The following is a 24,861-nucleotide window of genomic DNA, read 5'->3' on the forward strand; positions in this document are numbered from 1 at the left end:
TGTTAAAGACACTGACCTTGAAAATATGGAGCAATTCATATCTGTGATTGAGACTCAAGGCTTTAATCTTAAGACTAAAGAAAGGCGACCTATTGACCTCGAACAAACTTTAAAATACTTAGAAAACGAAGAATTGGTCGCCAAAGGTTTCGGCAAGCAGGTCAAAAAGTTACTCAAAGACAACTAAAGATAACATAATTATTCATTCAGAGATTGAGTTATCGCCATGATGTTCTTGTCATACTCACACCACCAAACGTTTGGAAAGGGCCAACTCGCAAGAGTTGGCCCTTTTTTGTTACCTTACGATGGCTCAGACCTTAAATGTCTCCACTATGCCTTTGAGGTTCATGGCGACTCTGGCTAGTTCAGCGCTGGATGCCGAGGTTTCATGTGCACCGGAAACGTTCTGGTTAGCGATGTCGTTGATGGTCACCAGGCTCTTATCAATGTCGGATGAAACGGTCGCCTGCTCTTCGGTTGCACTGCCCACCGAAGCCGCTTGATCGTATATCTCGCTGACCGCGGCAACAATCTTCTCTATCGTAACGCCAGTTTCACGCACTTGAGACATGGTTTGTTCCGCCACCTGTTTACAGCTATCGATGATCTCTACTGTTTGCCCTGCTTGCGCGTTGACGTTTTTCACCATCTCTTCAATCTGCTCGGTGGATAGCTGTGTCCTTTGCGCCAGGTTGCGCACTTCATCCGCCACCACCGCAAATCCGCGCCCGCTTTCTCCGGCGCGAGCCGCTTCGATTGCCGCGTTCAGAGCCAGCAGGTTGGTTTGCTCCGCAACGCCCCGAATCACGTCCAGTAGGGTGTTGATCTCTTTGACCTGATCGGCCAGTTGTGTGACGTTGCTGTTCCCACTATCAACCTGGTCGACCAACTGATTAACAATCGTCACCGTACTGCGAACCCGGGCGATTTCATGCTGACAAGCATCGTTGGCCATTGAGGAGCTGTGGTACGCTTTGCTGGCACTTTCTGCCACTTCGTGGATGGAGGCAGACATCTCATTCACCGCAGTGACGGCCTGCTCCAGTTCCTGGTTCTGATTGAGCAGATTTTTCTCTGACTGCTCGGTGACCACACTGAGCTCTTCCGATGTGGCCGCCAATTGCGACGCTGAATCACTGATTTCACGGATGATGGTCGTTAGTTCCTGCGTCATTAGACACAAGGCGCCGCGCACGCTGCGGGTGTCGTCGCAAGCTAAATCAATCCGCAAATCACCAGAGGCGACCTGGCTCATTAAGGCTTTCATTTCATCCGGCTCACCGCCCAGTGGCCGCATGACCGCCCGAGTCACCAGCACCGCCGCCCCGAGTCCACCAATGATCGACAGTATCAGCACCACCGAGTTCAGCTTGAGCAATGACCAAATCGGCATTTCGGCTTCGGCCTTGTCCAACTCCGCCATGATAGCCCAACGGTGACCATACGCGTCTACGGGGGCGAACGCGGAAATAACTGGATTGCCATTGTAATCATTGACAATATTAAGGTCGGTTTCGCCATTTAGCGCTCGCTTCACCGACAGGCTCGACACCCCATTTTTTTCTACGCTACCGGCAAAGGAGGCTTTGATAGAATGGTTGGCCGGATCAAGGAAAGAATCAGAGCGCATGCGCATGTCTGAGCCAACCAGGTAAGTTTCGCCACTCTCCCCCATGCCACTGCGCAGGTTCATCAGGCTGTTGATGCCCTCAATAGACAGCTGAGTCGCCACCATCCAACGTTCCCCTTCCACACTGATTGGCTTGCCGATAAACGCGGCAGGTTCATTGTTCGACGGCGCATAAGGTGCGAAATCCACCGATGCAAAACTGTTGCCCTGACGTACCTGACTGAACAAATTGCCTAACCCAGATGCCGCATACGGGCCGTTGACCAGGTTGGTACGATAGTCTGCTTCTTTGGCCGCGGTATACACCACATCCCCTTGCTGATTGACGACAAACACGTCATAAAACTCAAGGTTAGCGTTCAGATCCCGCATCAAGGTATCAAACTCAGGACTACCAAAGTTACGCAGGTTAAACGTGATCACCTCGGCAATGGCGCCCATATTGTTTTTGTACCGCTCAAGCAGATTTTCCAGGCGGGCTTGTTTGGTATCTCGCAGAGCAATTAAGCGCTCCTGATTCAGTTGATCCAAACTTTGGGTTGCGCTGTAAGCGGAAACAAACAGCGCCAGCAACACAGGTATAACACTGGCGAACAGCACCCAGCTTTTAACTCGTAGACTGAATTTCATGTCCCCCTCCATTGAGTGAACAAAGGCGATTATTAACCTAGCCTAGTAGCTCAATGTTAAGAACAAAGTTTCATATTTGCTCGAGTGCGTTTTTTGCTACGTATTTCTCTAATTTAATGAAATATTCATGATGAGGATAACTCAGCGATAACCAGGAAGAGTGATGAATATCAAAAGAGAAGAGAAGAGAAGAGAAGAGAAGAGAAGAGAAGAGAAGAGAAGAGAGCAATGTGCCAGCCCAGAGCCGGGCTGGCAAACGTGATCAGTTAGGCAAACGATCAACTTCCAGACAGCTGTCGAGATCTTTCAGGTCACAACCTTTGTTAAACCAAGCGTCTTTTTCTTCCTGAACTTGGGCTGTCTGACCTGCTGTACGGCAACCACTGGCGTAACCGGCATCACAACTGCGTTGGTAATAAAGTGTGGCTTGATCTTTTTTACCGCGCGCTTCCAGATCACGCCAGGCATGCATGTAACATGCTTCCCCGTTATCTGATTCACAGCATTGCGTATAGTTCTGCTTTGCTGACGGGCTCATGGCTGAAGTGTCCGCTGAACAAGCCTGAGGCTGTTGAGCGAACGCCGCAGTTGAAGAGAAAAGTGCACATAGCGTAAAAAGTGTTTTCTTCATATCGACGTCGTTAGTGTGTGAGTATTCCTAAGAGCACGAAGCTCCACCATTTTGGCGCACTCAGCATAACGGATAGTACTATTAAGAAACGTTACCTGCTGCGTGATAACGCCCCTAATAAACTATAATTCAGTCAGTTAACAGATACTTACCCCGATGTCCCTGATAAGCGGCGACGCACCACAGGCAACAGAGGCTCTAACATTACGGCCATCAACTGTGACAATAACACCAGGGTAAACGGGATCGCGCCAGCGATCGCCACCTGCTTGTTGAGATCAACATCATTAATCGTGACCAGAGCAATCCCCATCGTGACCACGATCACCGACCAGGCAATTTTGCTACTGGTTCGCACATCTTCGGTCAACATGCCTGCCGCGTAGATCGCAGAATCCGAGCTGGAGATAACAAACGTCAACAACAATCCCAGCGCCAGCAGCGATAACACATCACTCATTGGCAACGCGGAGAAAAAGACAAATAATCCCTTGGTGTAATCATCATTGACCGCCGCCACAACGCTGTCCAACACGTGACTTTCAAAAACAGCCCCCGCAAAACCAGAAAACCAAACAATCGACGCCAGGGTCGGAATCAGTATGGTACAAGCCAAAAACTGACGAATCGAGCGCCCTTTGCTGATCCGAGCGATAAACGGGCCGACAAACGGTGCCCAGGCAATCCACCAGATCAGGTAGATCACCGACCAGCCCTGGCTCCATTGCTCGCCACCAGAAATAGCACCAAATGATACCTGAGGCAGTAATTCAACGTACGCCAGCGTCGAGCTCATCAATCGTGTCAGCACCTGGCTCATATTGGTGTTCACAAAGACAAACAGGAACAGGCCGACCATCAACCAGATGTTAAATGTGCTCAGACGCTGAATCCCCTTCTTCACCCCAAGTGCACTGGAGATAGTAAACAGCAGGCCGATCACCACTGTCATACCAATGCGCATGGCCGTCAGGTCCTGTTCGGTTCCTGTCATACTGCGCACACCCTGCTCGACCAGCGCCATGGTATTGGCCAGTACCCCCGCAATACCAAACAGAATCGCCAACACAGCCACCAGATCAACGATCCGCAGCCACCCCTGTTGTGTGGAACCCGAAAAAGAGGCGCTGATGCGCATCGGGCGCTGTTTGACGTAGGCCAGCCAGCCCATTAGCAAGCCAGCCAATGCATACAGGCTCCAGGCGTGTACCCCCCAATGGAAATAAGTTAACGCCAGCGCTGTATCATACGTATCCCCGACCTGCTCGACTGGCGGCATATTGGACAGGTGAAACACCGGCTCGGCCACGCCCCAGAAGATCAGGCCGGAGCCCATGCCAGTAGTAAAAAGCATAATCACCCATGGCCAGAAACCAAATTCCGGCTCACCGTCTCCGAGCCGTACTTTTCCAAGCGGCGAGCAACAGATCGCCATACAGGCAATAAAAGCCAACGTGGATAGCACAATCACTTCATCATCAAGACGGGTTATCACCCACTGGGTCAGGTCGGCCAGACGGTAAACACTGACTTCGGGAAACAAGGTAAAAAGAACAGCGATGATCGCAGCGATCATCATCAACAGGCGCGAGCGGGAAGCGGATGTATTCATAGTATGGTGTTTTTCGCGGTAAGTTCGGGTTTACTCTGCCTACCCAGCGTCGTCAGATCCAACTCGATAGGTTTTTAACTGTCATGCTGTGCATTAGATCACATTATGACAACAACAATGCAAGCAAGGCCCTACGAATATAAAGGCTTTGTTGCTGTGATTCGGCTTAAAACTTACTGGCCGAGCTGCTGACAGAGAGCACGCAACCATTGGGTGAAGGTTTCAGTGCTGTCGTTACTTTCACGCGTCAACAGGAAATAGCCGGCATTGGCCGCCAACGGTTGAAATGGTGAAACCAGGCGTCCAGCGTCTAATTCATCACCAATCAGAGCTGTGCGTGCCATTGCCACCCCAACCCCCGCTTCAGCTGCCGACATCGCCATATCCGTTCGATTGAAAAAGTGCCCCCGGTTGGTTTCGATATCCATTCTCTGCTGACTGGCCCAATAAAGCCATTCGTAATCCCTAGGTGCACTTTGCCATGGCATGGCATCGTGCAGTAGGGTCACCGCTTGCCAGGCGGCATGAGAACAGGCCAGTTCAGGGTGTCGCTTAGCGTATGCTGGGCTCATAACCGGCAGCAGGTATTCTTCAAACAGCAATTCCGATCCGGCTCGATGATAAGGAAACGGGCCATAGTCAATAGCGAGGTCGTAATCACGGTTATCACTGTCAACCAGTGCGCCTTCCGCAAAGGTTAGCACCGGAATGTGTGGAAACTGGCGATGGAAACTTTCCAGACGCGGCACCAGCCACTTGAAAGCGAAGGATGGCGTGAGCTTTAAACGGATTTCGGCAAATGCCTGTTCGGGTTGACGCAGTTTGTCAATCACCCGCTCCAGCTCACTGTAGTGCAGCGTTACGGCGGCGGCCAGTTGCTTACCTTCCGCCGTTAAGCGGATACCACGAGAATGGCGTATAAAAACCTTAAATCCTAACAGCTGTTCAAGTTGCAACAGTTGTTGACTGACGGCTCCGGTCGTCAGGTGTAGCGCCTTAGCGGCCTGCGTTAATGTCGAGTATCGGGCCATAACCTGAAACGTGGCCAGTCCGTTGGCTAAACTTCCTTTCACCTGCCATCCTGCGTTTAGAAATTTTAAACACTACCGCTAATTTTTATCGATTGTTACTAAAGTGTAAACCACACATGATTGCGCCAATTAACAATTTCGGAGATTGCCCATGAAAGTCGTGGTTTTAGGCAGTGGCGTCGTTGGCGTCACAACCGCCTGGTATCTGAGTCAGAAAGGCTGTCAGGTGACAGTGGTGGATCGTCAGCCCCGCAGCGGTGAAGAAATCAGCTTTGCGAACGCCGGGCAGATTTCTTATGGCTACTCTTCTCCCTGGGCAGCCCCCGGTATTCCGCAAAAAGCCATGCGCTGGTTGTTTCAGCGCCACGCACCACTCAAAATTGCCCCCAGGATGAATGCTGAAAAGCTCACCTGGATGTCACGTATGTTGGCCAACTGCCAACTTGATCGTTATCAAATCAATAAGGCGCGCATGCTGGCCATCGCCAATCACAGCCGCGCTTGCCTTACTCAGTTGAAGCATACCCATCAACTTGAATTTCAGGGGCGTGAGCAAGGCACTCTGCAAGTCTTTCGTACTGAAAAACAGTTAGCAGCCATCGAAAAAGACATACGCTTGCTGGAGCAATCCGGCACCCGCTATGAATTGCTGGACGTCGACGGTTGTCTGCGTCAGGAGCCAGGGTTATCGCCTGTACAGGAAAAACTCACGGGCGGTCTCTATCTGCCGGATGATGAAACTGGTGACTGTTACCTGTTCTGCCAGCAACTTACCGAGCTGGCGCGCCAGCATGGCGTCACATTTCTGTTCGACACCCAAATTGAATCACTGGAACGTGAGCACAACCGGATCACGGCCGTTGCCACCAAGCAAGGCACACTAGAAGCCGACGCCTTTGTCGTCGCTCTCGGCAGTTACTCGACTCCGCTGCTGAGACCGCTAGGCATCCGTCTCCCCGTTTATCCGGTCAAGGGCTACTCACTCACGCTGCCACTGACGAACCCAGATCTGGCACCACGCTCTACCGTGATGGACGAGACTTATAAAGTGGCCATGACCCGCTTTGATGATCGTATTCGGGTGGCAGGCACCGCTGAATTAGCCGGATTTGATCCTTCTCTGCCTCAAAAACGCAAAGACACCATCGCTATGGTGGTGCAGGATCTGTTTCCACAAGGCGGCGATCTCAGTCAGGCAGAATTCTGGAGCGGATTCCGCCCGATGACGCCAGATGGCACACCCATCATTGGCCGCACACCGCTTGAAAACTTATACACCAATACCGGTCATGGCACGCTGGGCTGGACCATGGCATGTGGCTCTGCTGATCTGCTGGCCGATGTGATCACCGGCGACAAGGGGTCCCGCCCCGGCTTCTGCGATCTGGATCTGTTCCGCTACGCCTCTTGAATAGAATTGGTCATTTTTTAGCTAATCATGCTACCTATCTGAATTTAATCAGCACAAAATTAATGAGTTATCTGGCCAGTTTGTGCTGGTTAATTCACTCATATGCATAAAAAATTACTATGAAAAACATCATTAATCGTTGTTTTCTAATTAAGACATCTGCAAATTAACAAAAATTTAGCATTTTGTGTCCATCGTCACGCTATGAAAGATTTGCAGACAAATCTGTTAACAAATGAGTTACAAAAAGATTAGTATGTCGTTCATAAAATAAACACAACATCACAACCACAACATCGTTTAATTTAAACAGGGAAAATACTCATGCAGTCTTTTGTTGATTTTCTGAATGGAATTATTTGGAGCCCTGCCCTGATCTATCTGTGTCTGGGTGCCGGCTTGTTTTATTCGATAATGACGCGATTCGTTCAAATCCGTCACTTTTTCGAAATGTGGCGTCTGCTCTTCTCGGGCAAAAGTTCCACTAAGGGTATCTCGTCGTTCCAGGCGCTGGCGGTATCGCTATCCGGTCGCGTTGGTACAGGTAACATCGCAGGCGTTGCAGCTGCCATCGGTTTCGGTGGTCCAGGCGCGGTTTTCTGGATGTGGGTCGTGGCCTTCTTCGGTGCGGCGACCGCGTACGCAGAGTCAACGCTGGCACAGATTTATAAAGAAGAAGACGAAGGCGAGTTCCGCGGTGGTCCGGCTTACTACATTGAAAAAGCCATGGGCCAGAAATGGTACGCTTGGGTTTTCGCGATTGCGACCATTTTTGCCTGTGGTGTTCTGCTACCGGGTGTTCAGTCGAACAGTATCGGTAACGCCGTAGAAGCGGCGTTTGGTTCTGGCCCAATGATTGACACTGCAATCGGTACCTTCAGTTTTGCTAAAATTTTGACCGGTACAGTTGTCTCCGTCATCCTGGCCTTCATCATCTTCGGTGGTGTAAAACGTATCGCTAACTTCACTCAGATTGTCGTGCCATTCATGGCGCTGGCCTACATCGTCACAGCGTTTGTGATTATTCTGCTGAACATCGGTGAAGTGCCACGCATTGTGGGCATGATCATCGGTGATGCGTTCACACCAATGGCCGGTATCGGCGCAGCCATCGGCTGGGGTGTTAAACGTGGTGTTTACTCCAACGAAGCCGGTCAGGGTACAGGGCCTCACGCAGCCGCGGCCGCCAGTGTCGATCACCCAGCGCAGCAAGGTCTGGTACAGTCGTTCTCTATCTACATCGATACCCTGCTGGTGTGTTCAGCCACCGCGTTCATGATTCTGATCACAGGTGCCTACAACGTCGCTGGCCCAGAAGGTAGCTTCCTGATTCAGAACATTGCCGCCGACATCAGTGCTAACGGCCCGGTCTTCACTCAGATGGCGATTGAAACCGCCCTACCAGGCGTCGGCAAACCGTTTATCGCGGTGGCGCTGTTCTTCTTCGCCTTTACCACGATTCTGGCGTACTACTACATCGCAGAAACCAACATCGCTTATATTCGTCGTACCTTTAAAGTAAATGGCATGATGTTTGTCCTGAAACTCATCATTATCAGTGCCGTGTTCTACGGAACGGTAAAAACCGCCAATCTGGCGTGGGCGATGGGTGATGTGGGTGTTGGCCTGATGGCTTGGCTGAACATTGTCGGTATTCTGATCATCTTCTTCATGTCGAAACCTGCCCTGAAAGCGCTGCAGGATTACGAAGAGCAACAGAAACGCGGTGTCACCGATTTCCTGTTCAACCCAGTACAACTTGGTATCAAAGGTGCCACTTACTGGGAGGAAAAATACACACGTAAAACGGGTAAAACTCCGCAAGCAGACGCGCAAGACTCTGCAACGGTAGAACAACCTTCTACGTGATAAAGATGCAAACACAAAAAGTGTGATAAAAATAGAAAAGGCAGTGGAAACAAAAAGGGTTAGCCAATTGGCTAACCCTTTTATTTTTCCCGTTTGAGTATCCCAACCGAAGAAGGAATTACGCTGCGATTTCCTGTGTGCTCGCAACTGTCGCTTTTTTCTTTTCGCCGATTGGCAAAATAGTGCGACCGTATTCATTATTCAGCACTTGCGCCATGGCAAAGTACACTGCGCTCGCACCACAGAAAATACCTTCAAAGCCAGCGATAGTGCCGATCAGCTCATTACCGGTGAAATCACGCGCAGCCAGTAAGAAGAACAGGATCGTCAGCGAGCCGAACACCACTTGCTTCGCTACTGGGTAGCACAAAGAGCCGATAAACATAAAGCCGGTAAAGATGCCCCATAACGTCAGGTACCAACCCATGAAGCTCGCCGGACTGGCTGGCAGCCCCATATTCGGCATCACAATCAAGCCCACCAGCGTCAGCCAGAACAAGCCGTATGATGTAAATGCTGTCGTGCCGAACGTGTCACCACGCTTAAAACACATGATGCCGACGATAACCTGACTCAGACCACCATAGAAAATCCCCATTGCCAGAATCATAGAATCCAGTGGGAAGTAACCGGCATTGTGGATGTTAAGCAAAATGGTGGTCATACCGAAACCCATCAGGCCCAATGGGGCCGGGTTGGCAAGTTTTGTGGACATTGGCGCGTACCCTTTAAAAAATGTTTATAAAAATTACGCGCGGATTTTAATTAGGTCATAACAAAAAGATAGGATTCAAAAGTGAAATCTAAGTTTTAACAAATCAACAAAAAACGATAGACAAGATTAATCACATGATAAATAAAGCCTTTTAAAAGGAAACACAAAGCCCCTGAACACTCAGGGGCTTATCATGCAACAATTTATTTTTCACTGGCAGGCAATTTCGTCCCAAAACCAGTTGGATTGAAGCGGCGTTTCCCACACACCCGGACCGTTTTTGGCGATGAAACACTTGCCGTTATAAGTCACTTTGTCACCGTCCGCGACCTGTGTCACTCCAGGCTGCCATTGAATGAAACTATCCGGCAATGGTGTTGGTTCAGGCTCTGGTGTTGGGTCTGGAGTCGGTTCGGGCTCACTCGGTGTGCCACTCACCGGTTCCCAAGGACCGCCATCTGCCGGGCTGTCTCCTTGTGTCCACCATTTGGCCTGGTAAACCACACCATTAAATACCACCTGATCACCCGCGTTATACACTTTGTTGCTGTCCCAGTCGCCACTGCCTGGCTCGGTACCCGGATCGCCTGGTTCAAGCTGCGCCACAACGCGCACTTGAGGCCAGTTGGCGTGCGAGCCATAGAAGTTCGTCACACATTTCTCGTAATCCCCCGGTACCAATGCAGAATACGCGGTCTGAAAACCGACCAGTTCGCATTCGAACGAATAGCCGCCCGGGCGATCCGGGTAATACTTCCAGTTCCCGTCCCAGTTGGTATAAAGCACATCCGTCGCACCGTTCAGGTTGAGGCTGCCGTATGGCGTTTGCTGCCAACAGGTGTTTTTCTCATCGGCTTCGAGTGGGATCTGATAGTGTGCCGACAGCCCCTCCCAATAGCGGATACGGTTGACTGGCTGCCCTTTCTCTTTGTTCTGCTCACCACATTCAATCCCGCCGTTAATCACGTTGATTGTAGTGCCGAAGCCATAACCGATCCCGGCATCGATTTCCCGTTGTGATGGGCTCCAGGTCCGATCAATCACGTGCAGCATTGCAGGCTTAGGCGCCTGTGGCGTTAAGAAAAACCAAATCGCCGACGCCAAATTGAGCCAAGAGTCGGCCACCCGCCCGGGATCATTAAGCAATACCGTGGCATCGCCATCAAACATCACTTCGGAAAACGCACCGTAGTTGAAATGATAAGACAGTTGCTTGGCCCCGCGACCGAAGTACCCCTGCCCTGGAGCACACGGCCAGCGAGCATTCTGCCAGTCATTCTGTCCACACCCTGTCGTGTATCCTTCCTGGCCTTCCGACCAACCCATTTCCCGTACATGCACCAGCGCCTGTTGCCACTCTTCCAGCGCCAATGGGTTATCCGACACATTATCTTTGGCAATGTGCCCTCCAGTTTCCTGAGCAAAATGGGCAAACGCCGTCACAATGGACTTTTGGCAGATGGCATCCGAATCACGGCCGTCAGTGTACTCCCCACAAAATGCCGGAAACTTGCCGATTGCACGCAAGAAACGTGTATAAGTGTACTCGGGGGCCGCCATATGTGTCAGAAAGTCCCATTCTGACTGTGGGAAGACACGCTCAACCCGTTTGACGTTTTCCGGGTTACTTGCCAGCCCCGGCTCAATCGCTTCCACAATGGTGTTAGCCCGGGTTTCCAATGCTTTTGCCCAAGTGGCGTACATCGGATCTGCGGTTTTCGCCTGTTCCGCAGCCGTGATGTCTGCACGCGCCACCACGTAACCATTGGGGTTCTCTGGATCCGGCTGAATATTCATCGCCGCATGACTACTGGCAGCTATTGCCCACCCCAATAACACCGATAACTTGCTCGGATTTAACATGATTATTTCCTTCCATCATCAACACAATAATGTTCAAGAGAGTAGGCAGCCTATGCGCTACTGAATAGGAGAAGTTGGAAGAAAAATGAGATTTTGCGAGTGACTTCAGCTACACGCAGACCAATTTAGCCCCTTTGCCAGCCGAACTGACTGGTGAGCTGAAAAACATCGACTAAGTGGACCTACAACAATGGACGTGTGGCAGTTTGGCCACAACGCTACAAAGCACTCTGATCCGAAGACATCTCCGGTTCAACCAAATGAGCCAACTGGATCAGCGATTCCTGCCAGCCGAGGTAGCATGACTCGACCGGAATCAATGCCGGGATCCCTTGCTGACAAATGCGTAATTCCGTGCCACACGATACCGGGGTCAACTCGATGCTCACCCGCATTTCCCCAGACAACGATTCGTCCTCAAACCGATCTGTATGACAGATACGTTCGTTGGGCTTGAGCTCAATAAACCGGACGCTAAAGGCATGCAAAAGCCCGGTACTGAAATTCATAAACGACATGCGATAACCTCCGCCAACACGCACATCCATATCGTCTATCTTGCCGATGAAGCCAAACGGCGGCAACCAGTATTCCAATGCGTGCTGCTGCGTAAACGCCTGATAAACACGCGCCACAGGCGCCCTCAGCACTCGGTGTAACTTTACTGTTCCGGTTTGATTAGACATCTTCTCCTCCTTGATCTGCCACGTTGTCGAGCACTTGGCTCAGCGATGGTTGTCAACTGACATCAGCTCTCGTACCGGGCGAATTTCCACACAGCCATACCGCGCAGGGGGTATTTTTTCGGCCAGACGAATCGCCTCATTCATATCCCGGGCATCAAGCATATAAAACCCGGCCAACTGCTCCTTGGTTTCCGCAAATGGGCCATCGGTTACAATGGGGGTATTGTCGCGCACACGCAGCGTGGTTGCGGTTGCCGTCGAACGCAGTGGCGCACCATCAAGAAAATGGCCACTGTTGCTAAGCTGTTCGACACAGCCCATGCATTCCCGGTTGAGGACATCCCACTCTTGTTGCGACATCTGCAACATCTTGTGCTCGTTGTAATACACCAGACATAAATATTTCATTTCAGCTCTCCTGTCTTTCACAGAGGTGCGTCGCGCTTTGGTGTGCACAATAATTGAAAAGGCCAACATCCAGACACACCAAGCGCGCTCTCCTTTATGTGCGTCTTGCACCGACCAGCGCAAAAGGCGCACCAAGAGGATCCTGCCCATTGATAATAAAATCGCCGCCGGGAATCTCGTCCGGACCATGGAGCACTAACCCACCGTTACGGACAATCGCGACACAAGCGTCATCGATATCCGCGCAACGGAAATAGTACTGCCATGTTGAGAGTGGGATGTCTTGCGGTTTGGGCATAACAGCCCCAATCACACCATTGTGACGAATAAACTCATAGCTCCCCATCGATCCCATATCCAGTTCACCATCCTTGCTCCAGCCAAAGATCTCAAAGTAAAATGCTTTAGCCGCTTGTGGATCAGAACTTCTCAATTCATTCCAGGCGCAATGCCCAACACGGGGTTTGTCCGATGCAAAGGCCATACTAGGTGTTTCACAGCTTGACTGAATGATGTAAAACGGACTTCCTGTGGGGTCGTTCAGCATCGCAATGCGTCCGACCTCAGGCAATTCGGTCAAAGGCATGATGACACCAGCGCCTGCTGCAAGCGCATTGGTGATACTTTGGTCGATGTCATCCACGGCAATGTAGCCGAGCCAGACTGGCCTTGCGCCTCGTTGAACCATCGCGTCATCCAGAAGTAGCATGCCGCCGATATCAAACCACTCACCACTGTGAGTATCACGGGCACGAATAATGCGGTAATCGCTATCAGGCTGGTCATTGTCGCCCATCTCCCACCCCAACACTCCTTGATAAAAATCACAGGCCGCATCCACGTTGTCTGTGACCAGTTCGTACCAGACAAATTCTCCATGTTGATTAGACATAAGCAGTAGCTCCTTGTTGGTCGTCATGATGTACGGCGTGCGCCGATTCAAGTTGAACTATCGGTTTAAAGCCGCCGAAAATCAGCCGCATACCATCAAAAGGCATCGGATTTTGTTCGGGGTTAAGACGCGGGTCGCTCATCATTGCAGCTTGCATTTTTGCCATCCCGGCATCGCGAGTGGCTTTATCTGGCCATTCGACCCAGGAGAACACGACGGCTTCATCTTGATGCGCTTGGACAGCACGACGAAAGTCCGTCACTTTGCCGTCTGCCACATCCTCTTCCCAGCACTCGATCACACGTATCGCGCCCCATTCAATAAAAACAGTATCGGCTTTCTCTGCATGTTGAATAAATGCGTCTTTGTTCGCCTTTGGCACGGCGAGAATAAATCCATCAACGTAACTCATGGTGTAATTCCTCAGTTTTTTGGGTGATTTCACTACTTAGTCGTCGTAGCAAGAGGGAAATCGACACGCATGAAAAGTTTTTTGTCCCCGTATGCCCGGTCTCATCTGTGTCGCCGATATTGAATGCGCCTCCCCCACACAAGATCATCATGAAGGCATTTTTCTTTTTAACGCTTCCAGTCGCTGCTGGAGAAACCGCTGCTCCGGCTCCTGTTGTACAAATTCAAGTGCTTGTTGATAATAGTGCATCGCGTTGACTGGCTGATTTAATCGGCGATAGAGGTCCGCCTGAGCCGCATAAAACAAATGGTAGCGTTGAAGCTCTTTGTGACCAGACAATGATTCTATCGCCTGCAGGCCCGCGTGTGGACCATCACGCATAGCCAGCGCAACGGCACGATTGAGTTCAATGATCGGAGATGGATTGAGGCGCAGCAGCACCTCATACAAACCGGTAATTTCTGCCCAATCAGTTTGTTCCGCACTTGGGGCTTCGGCGTGCAGCGCAGCAATCGCGGCTTGTAACGTATAAACGCCCGCGGCCCCCGAGCTTAATGCCTTGACAACCAATTCACTGCCCTCACGGATTTGTTCGCGATCCCACAGACGGCGATCCTGATCTTCCAAAGGGATCAAATCCCCTTTGGCTGAGAGGCGTCCAACCCGTCTGGCATCATGCAATAACATCAGTGCCAACAGCCCCATCACTTCGCTTTCCGGTAACAGCTCCAATAATAAGCGTCCCAGACGTATCGCTTCTCCAGACAAATCCGGTTGGGTTAAGTCGGCGCCGTAAGCGGAGGAATAACCTTCGTTAAATACCAGGTACACCACCGGCAGAACCGCCTCAAGCCGAACAGAGCACTCTTCGGGAAGAGGCACCTCATAGGGGATCCCGGCATCGCGAATTTTATTCTTGGCTCGGACGATACGCTGCGCCAGAGTCGGAACCGAGACCAAAAAGGCGGCTGCAATCGCTTCGGTACTCAAACCGCACACCTCTCTCAGCGTGAGCGCAACCCGGGCTTCCATAGAGAGGCTTGGATGACAACAAGTAAAAATTAAGCGCAAGCGATCGTCTTCAATCGTTTCGTCATCGTCGAATGGTTGAGTGTGGCATTGCGCCTCCAAGAGTTGCGCCAACTCATTCAACGCCGTATTCAAAGGCTGGTTACGGCGAATTCGGTCGATGGCTTTAAAACGCCCTGCCGACACCAGCCAGGCTCTGGGGTTATCGGGGATACCATCGCGTTGCCACTGCGACAATGCGGCAATAAACGCATCGTGCAGCGCTTCCTCGGCGAGAGCGAAGTCCCCCCGCAACAAGCGTAATAATGTGGCTAGAATTCGGCGTGATTCTGCGCGGTAAATCGCGTTGATGCGTTGTTCCACAGACGAAGTCATAGATCGAAGCCATTTCGTTGTTGAGTCTGATATATCCTCTTTCCTTCACCGGCTCTCCGGCCACATGAAGCGAAATCGGTGCCATGTCTTGCATAGTGTAGAAGAGGATCCTACGGTTAACCTCTGCTAGCGCCGATCAACGCAAGAGCCCCTTCTCTATCCAGAGTCAACACAGGATGACAAACGTCGCTGGAGCGTTTGGCTGCTGGAAATCATCAAGAATGTAATGATCTCAAGTTCCCTTTGTCGACAGCGTACTTGTCGCTAACAGCGGTGGGGTAAACAGCACAATCAGCATCGCAATAAACGCAAAACCCAGGCCGACAAGCAGTGGTGAGATCAGAGAAAAGCCAAAATCCAATCCTAATGCGGCGATAAAACTGCCAAACATAATGCCCAGCGTAATCACTGACGAGTGTACGGTATGAGTAAAGGTTCTCTGACCTTGAGGAAGCTGCATGATTCGAGCAACCAGCGCTGGGTTTAAACTGACGCCACACAAACCAATGACTAAGGTTGCAGCCCCCGCGATAAAAGGGTTGTGCCCCAACAGATAAAACACGCTAAGAGCGGCTCCAACCAATACCAAACCGACAAGGATCACCATTTTTGCGTGGTGGACGGCAAGTTTAGCGACGATTTGATTCCCGACCAGCATCGCGAAACCATACGCCAGCAACAGCAAGGTGATTGCATTTTGTGACAATAAAGCATGCTCTGACAGCATAGGAACTATGTAGCTAAAAGGTGCGTATGCGGCACTGATGACAAAAAAGCTGGTTGCATACAACCACCCTAGCTTGGCACTTTTTAGCGCTAGGAGTTCAGCGCTCAATGCCAGCGACGACTCGGGTCGAATGTTGGGCAACCTGCTCGCGGTCAACAGAGCACAAAGCAACGCGAGTAACGCCAACAGGTAGAAGCTCACCGACCAGGCAAACGCTTCTGACATCACTTTTGCCATTGGCAGACCGATGATGGTTCCCAACATGATGCCGGATAAAACCAAGGCGACCGCGTCGAGTTGACGAGATTTATCGGTAAGTTGCTGACACATGCTGATAGCGACACCAAAAAACGCGCCAGCAACGGCCCCTGTGATCAGGCGCGATAACATCAGCAGCCAGTATTGGTGAGTGAGCGCCCCCATGAGCTCGCCCAGTACAAACACGCAGTACAAGCGAATCACAAACGTTTTGGGCGGCAATCGATTGAACATTAAAGTGAGTACGGGGCCGCCCATCGCCATTGCCGCCGCAAAACCAGAGACCAAGTAGCCGACTTTGGCCACGGAAATGCTCAAATCATAGGTCAATTGTTGCGTCATACCGAGAACTTGCAGTTCACAGCAAACCATTAAAAAGATACCAACACTTAATAAGTAAATACTGCTGGGAAGTCGAGATTTCATAGTCATCACTCATGGAATAAAACGATTGTCCCAGTATCACTTATGAAATAAGGTGAGATAAATAAACGAAAATTAGAACATTAATAACTTCAGTTATGGATTTAGATTTAAACGCTGCACGTTGCTTTGTCAAAGTGGTCGAGCTGGGCAGTTTTACCCAAGCCGCCCACCTTTTGGGTTTAACTCAGCCGGGTATTTCCAAAGCAATCAACCGGTTGGAATCTCAGGTGGGAGCAAAACTCATTCATCGCAGCACCCGGAACATCCGGGTTACGGAGGATGGGCAACTGTTTATGACGCGCATTCAACCACTTATTTATGGGTTTGAAGAAGCGCATAGCGAGCTCAAATCCAGTCAGACAACCCCTGCTGGCTGCTTAAAAATGAGTGCGCCTTCGGCATTGGGGCAATCGCTGATGATGCCCATAGTCAAAAGCCTCACTGAACAATACCCCGCTCTAGACATTGAATTGTCGCTCACCGATCATAAGGTTCAGGTTTTTGACGAAGGATATGATGCTGCGCTGCGATTTGGTGCCATCGACGACGATCGCTTGGTGGCGCTTGCATTGCAAGACGCCGACTGGGTGACCGTTGCCTCGCCCGAATACCTCGCCAAACAAGGTGTCCCCTTGCATCCGGAAAAACTTAGCCAGTTTAATTGCTTGCACGTAAAACCACGCGGTCAGACCAAAGCAGTTCCCTGGCGATTTCGGATTGATGGCAAAAGCACTGAGTATCACCATTTGAGTGGTAACGTGCGCTTTGATCATGGCGATCCATTGGTTGACGCTGCAATTCAAGGGCTGGGCATCGTACAAGTGCTGCGCTGCGTGGTGAGCGACAAACTGGCGCGAGGTGAACTGAAAGAAGTCTTAACGGAGTTCTGCCCACAGGCGTACCCGTTTCATTTGCTATACCCACCATCACGCCAACGCGCGGCCAAACTCACAGTGCTGCGCGACGCACTTACCCAACATTGGGGGCGTAAACCTCTCAGTTCCCCAACAACTTAATAGCAATGCTCCGATCTGCTGTTTTTAGGCTCAAAATTAGTCCCTCAAAAACGACCACGGTCAAACCGTGCTTGGCGTTGCCAGACATTGCAAAAAATGACTAAGCCAAAAACAGAAAAAGTCCGCAATTACGCGGACTTAAGTCTGATTTAGTGCCTGTTAATGCCAGACGTTTCCGGTTGGGGAATTATTCCCACTCGAATATCAACGAGCGGATATTACCAATAAATAACAGTTAGTTACAATCAGTATCTTTTTCAATACCATCATCTATACCATGCGAAGAATTTTTTTGATTTTTTGCGTCTCGTCGACGTTTTAGTTCAGCTTTGGCCCAGGCGGAGGATTCTTGCATATCACGACGAAGCTCTTGTTTCTCTTCAGCAGTAAGCATTCGTGGGCCCGATGTAATTCTATCCACCTTCTATCTCCATATCACTAATAGATTTCCTTCACTGTAAACATGATAGTGACCATCACCCACAATTGTGAAGCAGCCTGAACGATAGAAAACTGGTCAAACTAACGCGAGCCCCATCAAGTGTCCATGTACGTGGGGCACGCAGAAGCAACAGGGAGCCCGAGCAAATGGCCTAGCATCAAGCGATGCAGAAATCAGAGGGACGCCAAAGTGAAGGAGGCTTGCAATGACCGTTGGTGATGAAGCCAGCATGGGTCACATAGCGTCTCCTCTGCGACGGGCAAATTGGGTGATTTTTCCGTTTACCGGCGCAGTGGCCGAAACAGCAGTGGCGCACATCCCACCGTAACAACCACCTTGGAATATGTGTGGCCTTCCCCCCCACGGGACTAATACATGGCAGGGACGCTGTCCTGACAGAGCTGTACCTGTAGGAAAATCCCATCCATGCTCTAGGTGAGTCGCAACTGTGTCGAATAGCGGATGACGATATGAGTTTCGTGGCCCAGCAGAAAGCACGGATACAGCGCCGCGCTTTACTTTTGGATAAGTCGGCGAATGTAGCCTGCCGCCATGGTGAGTCATACACAGAACGCTGAACGACTCCCCATCAGCAACCGAAGGAATGCAGGCGTAATCGGCATCGCCAGGCAGGAGACAGTTCCTGAGGCTATTTCGCCGCCGACGCAGCGTGACTGCCAACCCAGAATCGTTAGCCGTCTGTCCAGTACAGCGCTCAATAGTAACTGCTCCAGCTGTTATAGTCCCAGGCCATTCAGCATCCCAAATGTGTAAGGAACCTTTTTCATTCAACTCAGCAGCGAATGCCAACTGGATTGGTTTCAAGGTCACTGGCGGTGTCAACCAAGGCGTGTTTAGAGCCTCAGGCCACCTTTGAACTGAAGACCAGTGATCCCAATCCCAATGAGACAGAATGACCATGGGGTTGCTGGTGAAGCAGAAACCAGCAAAACCATCGGGGAATGTCTTTTTGTTCGAGAGCACCCCCCCTCCGAAATCTACGTAAAGTTGAGGAATGAGCATCTCATCATCAATGGCAGCCTGACACGCGCCCTGTCCAACATCATAAAACGCAACTCCGCCAGCAGTGGATATCCTCGCTAATCGCTCTTTCAAATCGCTACTAGAAGAGTTGTATATAGCCAGAGCTTGTGCGATCTCCCCTATTCTCCCCTCTTTTTCCCATCCAATCGGTCGAGGCTCATGGAAAGATATTCTGACCGTTGCTCCGTCAGAAAGGAGATTAGTGTAAATCCGCGCATCACTCTCCAAGATAGTAGCGGGCTCGTACCCAAACTCGAACCATGCAATATCACCGGGCTTAGAGTCCTTAGGGAAAGGAGGAAGGTTGTAGCTAGTCAGCTCAAGTACTGATAGCGGTGCAGCCTGGAGTAACTTGCTCCAATGCTGCCCCTTTTCGCTCTCTTTAAAAGAGTGAAACCAAGAGGTATCAACACACTCAAGATAGATAGGTTCAGTCTTGTACGGCTGAAAACCGTCGTCTAGTTCAGGCACTTCTATGGCAGCGTACACGCGCCCCTTACGACGCGGCTCGCCATCTTCTTGATCAGGAGGAGCAAAGAATTTATTTTTGAACATAAGCGAGTACATACCTTTCTATGCAATGCCAAGCTCGATGTTAGAGCCTGCCAGTTTATTGGTTAAGTTGCGACTGTGTTTCCTGTATCGACGACCAGTGTTCCTCAACTTGGGCCAGCACAATTTGCTCTCCGCGAGTCACTAGTCGCTCAATCCATATATCCTTCATTTTGCTGAAATTAGTTGGATAGCCAGCTGTAAGCTCACCACTAACCAAATTATCGGGAGCAAACATTAGACTGCTATCTTTCTGGCCAAGATAAGGTAATAGGAAACCTTTGAGCTTTCCTGATTCCTTGAGATCAAATAGCCTCTTCGTAGCGAAATTTTGAGCCCTGGCAAAGACACTTTCAAAAGCAGCCTCCATACGTGACATCCACATAGAGGCAGGCTCAGCCACTTCAAGTCCGTATCCTGCTCGACATGCAATTATCCACTCGTGTTTCTCAACAGGCATGCTGTCAGGAAATTCACGATCCGGCCATAATGGAGCCAGCCCGAGGTTGTCATACACACCGCCATCAGTCAGCGTTATTCGATGAGAGTTCTCTTCTCCATCCTTTTTGAAAATCAGAATCTTATCAAGCGCCGGCAGTGCAGCTGGATATGCCGCAGAGGCTATTACAGCATCAGCAAGCTCAACCCCAGCAGCGCTCGCAGAGCCATAGCGCCAACAGTGGAGTCGCTCCTTGGTAAAGTAAAACGCCGCTTTAGATCTGAGCTCGCATGCAACAACAATTAGCGCCGGGCGCGCTTCATCAAGGTCTTCCAGCTTGCAGTGATTGAACGTCTCACTGAAGACATTCCTTAGGATTGTAGTCCGGCTGGCTTTCCGCAAAAACGGAGCACGATTTGGCCAATGATCTCCTGACCGTCCTAATCCCAGTATCTTCAGAAGCAGACGAGCGATGAGCGCAACCGCTCTCTCCAACATAAATGCAGAGGCATAGCCAACTGCTTTCAGTCCATCAGTGCTCGTCACAACTCTTTTTAATGCAGGCCGAACAAAACCTCTCCTCAAGACTTCCGTCACCCTCTTTTCAAATGAGTCGAACGAGCCTTGGTGACTACAATACATCCCAGCAAGAACACTACCACCAGACACGGCAGTGATCGTACTAACTTTCTCGAGAAGCCCCAGCTTATGTAGCGCCCGAAGGCATCCTAAATGGAAAGCCATAGCTCGAGCGCCCCCCCCAGAGAGAGCTAACGCGAGTTTGTCTGAACTGCCATCATCTGAGATCAGTAAAGTCTCATACTTTTTCATGAGCAATTACTCCGTGCACTATTTCTAGCTCCTGCCTGCCAGCTCGAAACCAAACATCTTGTTCACCACATATAGCCATCACGTATGGGGAGCCCACAGGTTCCATATGAGCTTTCAAATGAGCAAAAACATTCTCGTCATCATCGCTCGGTCTTGCAGGCACTCGACTAGGGTGACTGTGCCACTCCCCGATATAGTGCAGTCGGCCTGCCGAGGCATCACCTAACTGCTCAATGACAGGCTTAAGACCTTTGATCCCTCGAATAAAGTATGTTGGTGCTTGTTTACTGTCAGGCGGAGCAGGCAAAGCCGCAACCACGTGCACAACGTTCCGTACAAGATCAAATGTCCCTAGAAGCACGCCACCAGTTTCATTCTGTCCTGCGAGGGCCCGATGCGTCCTCATCGTCTGCACAACCTCATTGGAAACGGTAAAGCGGGCCTCACCATTTTGAAACCGTGAGACTTTATGCACAGGTATAACCACTGCGCTGACAACACCTGAGTCTGGCTCCAATCGCCACACCCGAAAACTAGCGTCATCTTCATCAAGTAACTGAGATAAGCGCCCAGCAGCCAGCCCACAAAGCGTGTGTACTTGCCACGGCGGGAGAGGCCGCGAAAGGTCCTGACATGCATTTGCGTAACGAATACGATCCATTCGAGCTGCGCTCAGATGATTATTGAGCGCAGACTCCGTCGCTACTGCCCAAAAATACTGCGCTTCGAGCTCATCCAGCTTGACTGTCCTAGCCGGGTCTTCGGACAAAACCACCAAATCAGAACCATCAGGACCGAAGAAAGCGCTTGCAGCACGCTTGACCGCTTGGTCCGCCAGCCACCCCAATACCGCAGGTGATGCGCTGAAATCGATTGCGACTTCTGAATCTCGTAGCGCTCTATTCAAAGCTGCCTGATCAACACCAGGAGAAAAAACATTAACCGAGATCGAGGAGTTTCCTCCCTCTGCCAAAACACCATCAAGCTCATACTGGAGAACCTGGGCTTTGGGGTAACCTACAGATACATTGCCCTGCACTTGGCGGACTGTGTTATGGGGAAGTGTTAGGTCTCCATCCACAAGTACCCATGGGCCGAGCCCGGATCGCGTTGCGATCATAGCCACGTTAGAACCAATGGCACCAGCCCCAATCCCTAGTAAAGGGGTGTCTTGTGCCCGACTGCAACCTGAAAAGTCTCTGGCGGCAGCTCTATCCAGCCGTTGAACAACCCGCCATGGATCCATTCGAATCGATGTAAGATCTGTCTTACTAACATCGCTGAAAAGCTTTGGCATCGTTACACCAGCTTCGGTAATGGTGAGATCCAAAGCCTCCCCAAGCTCAGCAACTGTAAAGCCGAAAGTGTAACACCAGACCTCAGGCTCCTCATCTGCCTCTTCGATGCCTCTTCGCTTCGGAACTGTAAGGATGAGTAGTGGAAGGCGCTTAGTAGCCTGAGACAGTTGTTCGGATTCCAGAAGCCACGCAGCCAAATCCTCAACTAAATTGAACCGAAGGTCTAGACACAAGCGCTGCAACGAGGCCAAATCGTAAGGAGTTCGAGCCAGACCTCTATGAACCTGACTTGGCAAGCGCGGGGAATAAACAGCAAAGTTATCATCCAGAACAGGCTCAGCAGGCTTCGAACTCGTCACACTTAATATATAGGAAACTCCATGCTTCAAGGCCATATCAATGAACCACGGCCCATGCACATCTCCAGGCGGAATGATGACGGTGTTAGAGCTTGTATGAATCAAAGGCTCTAAGAATTGGTCGTCAGCGTGCAAAGTGCCCGCAGCCATCGTCGAGAACCATGCTCTGATGCGTTCAATAAGGCCTTGACCTGTAAGCCCTGCAGCAAGGTCAGGCCAGCCCTCTTCCCAGATGCACAAACACAGTCCACCATTACCATCGCGCTCTAAGTTTGTATGCACTAACCCAATAGGAAAATCTGCACGTGTCGAAAGCACTTGGGGCGAGGAATCATCGCTAGCCATGAAGAAAATTCGTACTGGCTCTGTGGGGCTGATGGAAACACACCTACGCTGCTCAAGCTCAATCTCAAGCTCGACGTCCAAGATATCAAAATCACCGTTCCGGCTAACGTTTTTTAGGCGTGCATACGGGTAACTTTTTGACTCACTTAAGTACTGCACCACGGATCGTGCAAGCCGGGATCGAGGAGACTCATATACCTGACTCATGGTCTCCCCCTGCGCGAGGCGCTGGAGTCGCAATGACAATATTCGGCGCTTGCTTCCTAATTTTATAGCCGGTGTTTTTGATCTCAATAACCAGTGGTTCTGGCTTGGAAATTGATGGGTACTCCATTGAGACCACCCATTCCCCACAGAGCTTACGAGCTACTCCTTTATAATACGCCGCTGCCTGACGATGAGGTGGCTGCTTGTCGTCGTCGTCATTCGGGATGGGTTTACTGGTTGAAACTAGCAGTCCGGCATGCTGGCCAGCTTCTTCATAAAGCCACATAGAAGCCTCAGTAGGTTCTGTTTTGTCATCACCTTTTTCGGCAGACAGCGACTTGTAGCTACAGTGATGCGGGATGTTGTTGATATCCCACTCCAATCGACTATCTCGACCGTGATACCGCGTGACCTCCACGATGTCGTCGATAACCTCATGCGTGACATCAGCGGACAGAATCATTTTGGTCAACTGCTTATCAACCTCGAACGTCGCTTGCATGAACAGAGCATCATCGTTCCGCACGCGTACAACGTTTTCTTCATCTCGCTTACCGAAAGGTGAATGCACGAAGAACTCAACGCCATCGTGTTCCAAGTTAAACTCCGGGCACAAAGTACCAGCATCACTGATCAGGTTGCGGCGCTTGGCAGGCTCAATTTCACGGTCGATCAGGAATTGGTCCAGTTCATCCGGCCTGGAAAACACCCGAACCCCCTCCCCCTTTAGGAAGCGATGGCGAGCTTCTGCACGAAGCGTACGCGCCTGCCCTACCACCCCCGTCTCAAGAACCGCGTGGGCAGGCACCCACATAGTTTTGACCTTGATACGATCATCGTCTTGATACTTTTCAGCATGTTCCAAGTAAAAGACTTCTTTTGCACGGTTACAGTGATCTCTATCTAGGTGAGTGAACGCAACAACATCGATGTACTTGTTATCCCCCAGGATGTCGCGTAGCTCTTTCTCCAAATCACATCGTTTGTCATCTGGATCATCCGGGGTGCGCATATCGGCAAAGTCGAAAAGAATTCGACGACCATTATCTAGCTCGATATAACAGGTATCAGCATTGCCAATAGGAAAAAACCGTACAGTGTGCATATAATGACCTTCTAAGTGAATGAACATTCCAATACAAGATATTATAAGGTGTTATAATGTTGAAAAATGTTTCTTGACTTTCTCAATTTCATCAAAGATGTACTTAAATTTATCAAAGTTAATTTTTTCTTTGTTTGAACGAACAACCTTAGTAGAAAAAATATGTTTTCCGTAATGCTTGCTTATATCAATATGCTCAGCTGGTGAAAATGTTTTTCCATCAATCACAGTTCCGAGAGTTGCAGCATCAAAGAGATCTTCCATAGCGGAGTTTTTTCCGCCAGCATTGAGTGGTGTCAAAATAAGGTACAGATTATGGAACAAGTGAATAAAGCCACTACTTTTTAGTGTGGCCATATCATTGGGGCATGATTTAACTTTGTTTACTAAGTGATTTAATAAATCTTTAGGGCCAGTGTCATTATCAAGCACTAGAATTACAGGATTCTTGGCTTTCTTGTTTTCAAAGTACTTTAAATCATCAACATATCGCTGAACAAACCTAACAAACGGCGTTGCACCATCACCTATGTCGAGTAAATACATTGTTTTACGATTTAAATCAGGGAATTTTAGCTTAGGAGAATACTGTTTTTTATCTGATCTAATATTAAC

At 50.2% G+C, this 24,861-nt stretch carries 21 protein-coding genes and 1 pseudogene; 4 read left to right on the forward strand and 18 right to left on the reverse strand.

The window, feature by feature from the left end:
• The coding region (locus CAG64_RS15105; protein ID WP_161489331.1) for a hypothetical protein at window positions 1–187 on the forward strand (187 nt) is incomplete at its 5' end.
• Window positions 188–313: 126 nt separating this feature from the next.
• On the opposite strand, the gene CAG64_RS15110 is transcribed toward CAG64_RS15105, so the two are convergent.
• The 4 genes from CAG64_RS15110 to CAG64_RS15125 all read right to left on the reverse strand — a co-directional run bounded on the left by CAG64_RS15110 (window position 314) and on the right by CAG64_RS15125 (window position 5,579).
• A complete protein-coding gene (locus CAG64_RS15110; protein ID WP_161447679.1) occupies window positions 314–2,263 on the reverse strand; it encodes a methyl-accepting chemotaxis protein in 1,950 nt (649 codons plus the stop codon).
• 262 nt (window positions 2,264–2,525) lie between these two features.
• A complete protein-coding gene (locus tag CAG64_RS15115) occupies window positions 2,526–2,894 on the reverse strand; it encodes a hypothetical protein (protein ID WP_021706623.1) in 369 nt (122 codons plus the stop codon).
• 148 nt (window positions 2,895–3,042) lie between these two features.
• Window positions 3,043–4,506: a BCCT family transporter gene (locus CAG64_RS15120; RefSeq protein WP_021706622.1), complete on the reverse strand. Its 1,464-nt coding sequence runs from the start codon at window positions 4,504–4,506 to the stop codon at window positions 3,043–3,045.
• A 173-nt stretch (window positions 4,507–4,679) separates the two neighbouring features.
• A complete protein-coding gene (locus CAG64_RS15125; RefSeq protein ID WP_337247456.1) occupies window positions 4,680–5,579 on the reverse strand; it encodes a LysR substrate-binding domain-containing protein in 900 nt (299 codons plus the stop codon).
• A gap of 109 nt (window positions 5,580–5,688) precedes the next feature.
• On the opposite strand from CAG64_RS15125, the gene CAG64_RS15130 reads away from it, so the two are divergent.
• Both CAG64_RS15130 and CAG64_RS15135 read left to right on the forward strand, forming a co-directional pair.
• Window positions 5,689–6,948, forward strand: coding sequence for a D-amino acid dehydrogenase (locus tag CAG64_RS15130; RefSeq protein WP_161447677.1), 1,260 nt, complete (start codon window positions 5,689–5,691; stop codon window positions 6,946–6,948).
• Window positions 6,949–7,272: 324 nt separating this feature from the next.
• Window positions 7,273–8,817 (forward strand): alanine/glycine:cation symporter family protein, encoded by a 1,545-nt coding sequence (locus tag CAG64_RS15135; RefSeq protein ID WP_161457709.1) that lies wholly within the window; start codon window positions 7,273–7,275, stop codon window positions 8,815–8,817.
• Between the two features lie 118 nt (window positions 8,818–8,935).
• Here the strand turns inward: CAG64_RS15135 and CAG64_RS15140 are convergent, their stop codons facing one another.
• The 8 genes from CAG64_RS15140 to CAG64_RS15175 all read right to left on the reverse strand — a co-directional run bounded on the left by CAG64_RS15140 (window position 8,936) and on the right by CAG64_RS15175 (window position 16,524).
• On the reverse strand, window positions 8,936–9,532 hold the full coding sequence (locus tag CAG64_RS15140; protein ID WP_161457708.1) for an acetate uptake transporter: 597 nt from the start codon (window positions 9,530–9,532) through the stop codon (window positions 8,936–8,938).
• Between the two features lie 210 nt (window positions 9,533–9,742).
• Window positions 9,743–11,395 carry a chitinase gene (locus CAG64_RS15145; RefSeq protein WP_161457707.1) on the reverse strand — a complete coding sequence of 551 codons (1,653 nt, stop codon included), beginning with the start codon at window positions 11,393–11,395 and terminating at the stop codon, window positions 9,743–9,745.
• Between the two features lie 218 nt (window positions 11,396–11,613).
• On the reverse strand, window positions 11,614–12,081 hold the full coding sequence (locus tag CAG64_RS15150) for an SRPBCC family protein (protein WP_021706616.1): 468 nt from the start codon (window positions 12,079–12,081) through the stop codon (window positions 11,614–11,616).
• A 39-nt stretch (window positions 12,082–12,120) separates the two neighbouring features.
• Window positions 12,121–12,489 carry a YciI family protein gene (locus CAG64_RS15155; protein ID WP_021706615.1) on the reverse strand — a complete coding sequence of 123 codons (369 nt, stop codon included), beginning with the start codon at window positions 12,487–12,489 and terminating at the stop codon, window positions 12,121–12,123.
• 94 nt (window positions 12,490–12,583) lie between these two features.
• Window positions 12,584–13,381, reverse strand: coding sequence for a VOC family protein (locus CAG64_RS15160; RefSeq protein ID WP_021706614.1), 798 nt, complete (start codon window positions 13,379–13,381; stop codon window positions 12,584–12,586).
• Entirely contained in the window at window positions 13,374–13,793 is a 420-nt protein-coding gene (locus CAG64_RS15165; protein ID WP_161448533.1) for a DUF1428 domain-containing protein, read from the reverse strand. Before CAG64_RS15165 ends, CAG64_RS15160 begins: the two co-directional genes overlap by 8 nt.
• Window positions 13,794–13,940: 147 nt before the next feature.
• Complete coding sequence (locus CAG64_RS15170) at window positions 13,941–15,197, reverse strand: RNA polymerase sigma factor (protein WP_161448530.1); 1,257 nt, start codon at window positions 15,195–15,197, stop codon at window positions 13,941–13,943.
• 232 nt (window positions 15,198–15,429) lie between these two features.
• A complete protein-coding gene (locus CAG64_RS15175) occupies window positions 15,430–16,524 on the reverse strand; it encodes an MFS transporter (protein WP_237668167.1) in 1,095 nt (364 codons plus the stop codon).
• A gap of 179 nt (window positions 16,525–16,703) precedes the next feature.
• Between CAG64_RS15175 and CAG64_RS15180 the strand changes: the two genes are divergently transcribed.
• Complete coding sequence (locus tag CAG64_RS15180) at window positions 16,704–17,624, forward strand: LysR family transcriptional regulator (protein ID WP_161457705.1); 921 nt, start codon at window positions 16,704–16,706, stop codon at window positions 17,622–17,624.
• A gap of 235 nt (window positions 17,625–17,859) precedes the next feature.
• Here CAG64_RS15180 and CAG64_RS23670 read toward each other — a convergent pair whose 3' ends face one another.
• The 6 genes and pseudogenes from CAG64_RS23670 to CAG64_RS15205 all read right to left on the reverse strand — a co-directional run.
• The gene (locus CAG64_RS23670; protein ID WP_202600950.1) at window positions 17,860–18,045 is read right to left on the reverse strand and encodes a hypothetical protein; all 186 of its coding nucleotides are present in this window, start codon (window positions 18,043–18,045) and stop codon (window positions 17,860–17,862) included.
• 255 nt (window positions 18,046–18,300) lie between these two features.
• Complete coding sequence (locus CAG64_RS15185; protein ID WP_161457704.1) at window positions 18,301–19,665, reverse strand: hypothetical protein; 1,365 nt, start codon at window positions 19,663–19,665, stop codon at window positions 18,301–18,303.
• Window positions 19,666–19,720: 55 nt separating this feature from the next.
• On the reverse strand, window positions 19,721–20,932 hold the full coding sequence (locus CAG64_RS15190) for a patatin-like phospholipase family protein (RefSeq protein WP_161457703.1): 1,212 nt from the start codon (window positions 20,930–20,932) through the stop codon (window positions 19,721–19,723).
• Window positions 20,919–23,141 carry a Mov34/MPN/PAD-1 family protein gene (locus tag CAG64_RS15195; protein WP_161457702.1) on the reverse strand — a complete coding sequence of 741 codons (2,223 nt, stop codon included), beginning with the start codon at window positions 23,139–23,141 and terminating at the stop codon, window positions 20,919–20,921. The genes CAG64_RS15190 and CAG64_RS15195 overlap by 14 nt, the downstream gene beginning before the upstream one ends.
• Window positions 23,125–24,246, reverse strand: a complete 1,122-nt coding sequence (locus CAG64_RS15200) for a hypothetical protein (protein ID WP_161457701.1) — start codon at window positions 24,244–24,246, stop codon at window positions 23,125–23,127. The genes CAG64_RS15195 and CAG64_RS15200 overlap by 17 nt, the downstream gene beginning before the upstream one ends.
• 51 nt (window positions 24,247–24,297) lie before the next feature.
• Window positions 24,298–24,861 (reverse strand): annotated as a pseudogene (locus tag CAG64_RS15205) (retron Ec67 family RNA-directed DNA polymerase/endonuclease); the annotation flags it as partial.

This window comes from Vibrio sp. V38_P2S17PM301 (assembly GCF_009904845.1).
Lineage (GTDB): Bacteria > Pseudomonadota > Gammaproteobacteria > Enterobacterales > Vibrionaceae > Vibrio > Vibrio proteolyticus.

What these genes read in the sequence shown, in the direction of transcription:
- CAG64_RS15115 (WP_021706623.1), bottom strand. Translation starts at nt 2,894, where the DNA reads ATGAAGAAAACACTTTTTACGCTATGTGCACTTTTCTCTTCAACTGCG.
- CAG64_RS15190 (WP_161457703.1), bottom strand. Translation starts at nt 20,932, where the DNA reads ATGAAAAAGTATGAGACTTTACTGATCTCAGATGATGGCAGTTCAGAC.
- CAG64_RS15160 (WP_021706614.1), bottom strand. Translation starts at nt 13,381, where the DNA reads ATGTCTAATCAACATGGAGAATTTGTCTGGTACGAACTGGTCACAGAC.
- CAG64_RS15135 (WP_161457709.1), top strand. Translation starts at nt 7,273, where the DNA reads ATGCAGTCTTTTGTTGATTTTCTGAATGGAATTATTTGGAGCCCTGCC.
- CAG64_RS15140 (WP_161457708.1), bottom strand. Translation starts at nt 9,532, where the DNA reads ATGTCCACAAAACTTGCCAACCCGGCCCCATTGGGCCTGATGGGTTTC.
- CAG64_RS15150 (WP_021706616.1), bottom strand. Translation starts at nt 12,081, where the DNA reads ATGTCTAATCAAACCGGAACAGTAAAGTTACACCGAGTGCTGAGGGCG.
- CAG64_RS15195 (WP_161457702.1), bottom strand. Translation starts at nt 23,141, where the DNA reads ATGAGTCAGGTATATGAGTCTCCTCGATCCCGGCTTGCACGATCCGTG.
- CAG64_RS15145 (WP_161457707.1), bottom strand. Translation starts at nt 11,395, where the DNA reads ATGTTAAATCCGAGCAAGTTATCGGTGTTATTGGGGTGGGCAATAGCT.
- CAG64_RS15130 (WP_161447677.1), top strand. Translation starts at nt 5,689, where the DNA reads ATGAAAGTCGTGGTTTTAGGCAGTGGCGTCGTTGGCGTCACAACCGCC.
- CAG64_RS15180 (WP_161457705.1), top strand. Translation starts at nt 16,704, where the DNA reads ATGGATTTAGATTTAAACGCTGCACGTTGCTTTGTCAAAGTGGTCGAG.
- CAG64_RS15185 (WP_161457704.1), bottom strand. Translation starts at nt 19,665, where the DNA reads ATGTTCAAAAATAAATTCTTTGCTCCTCCTGATCAAGAAGATGGCGAG.
- CAG64_RS15175 (WP_237668167.1), bottom strand. Translation starts at nt 16,524, where the DNA reads ATGACGCAACAATTGACCTATGATTTGAGCATTTCCGTGGCCAAAGTC.
- CAG64_RS15155 (WP_021706615.1), bottom strand. Translation starts at nt 12,489, where the DNA reads ATGAAATATTTATGTCTGGTGTATTACAACGAGCACAAGATGTTGCAG.
- CAG64_RS15120 (WP_021706622.1), bottom strand. Translation starts at nt 4,506, where the DNA reads ATGAATACATCCGCTTCCCGCTCGCGCCTGTTGATGATGATCGCTGCG.
- CAG64_RS15170 (WP_161448530.1), bottom strand. Translation starts at nt 15,197, where the DNA reads ATGACTTCGTCTGTGGAACAACGCATCAACGCGATTTACCGCGCAGAA.
- CAG64_RS15165 (WP_161448533.1), bottom strand. Translation starts at nt 13,793, where the DNA reads ATGAGTTACGTTGATGGATTTATTCTCGCCGTGCCAAAGGCGAACAAA.
- CAG64_RS15200 (WP_161457701.1), bottom strand. Translation starts at nt 24,246, where the DNA reads ATGCACACTGTACGGTTTTTTCCTATTGGCAATGCTGATACCTGTTAT.
- CAG64_RS15110 (WP_161447679.1), bottom strand. Translation starts at nt 2,263, where the DNA reads ATGAAATTCAGTCTACGAGTTAAAAGCTGGGTGCTGTTCGCCAGTGTT.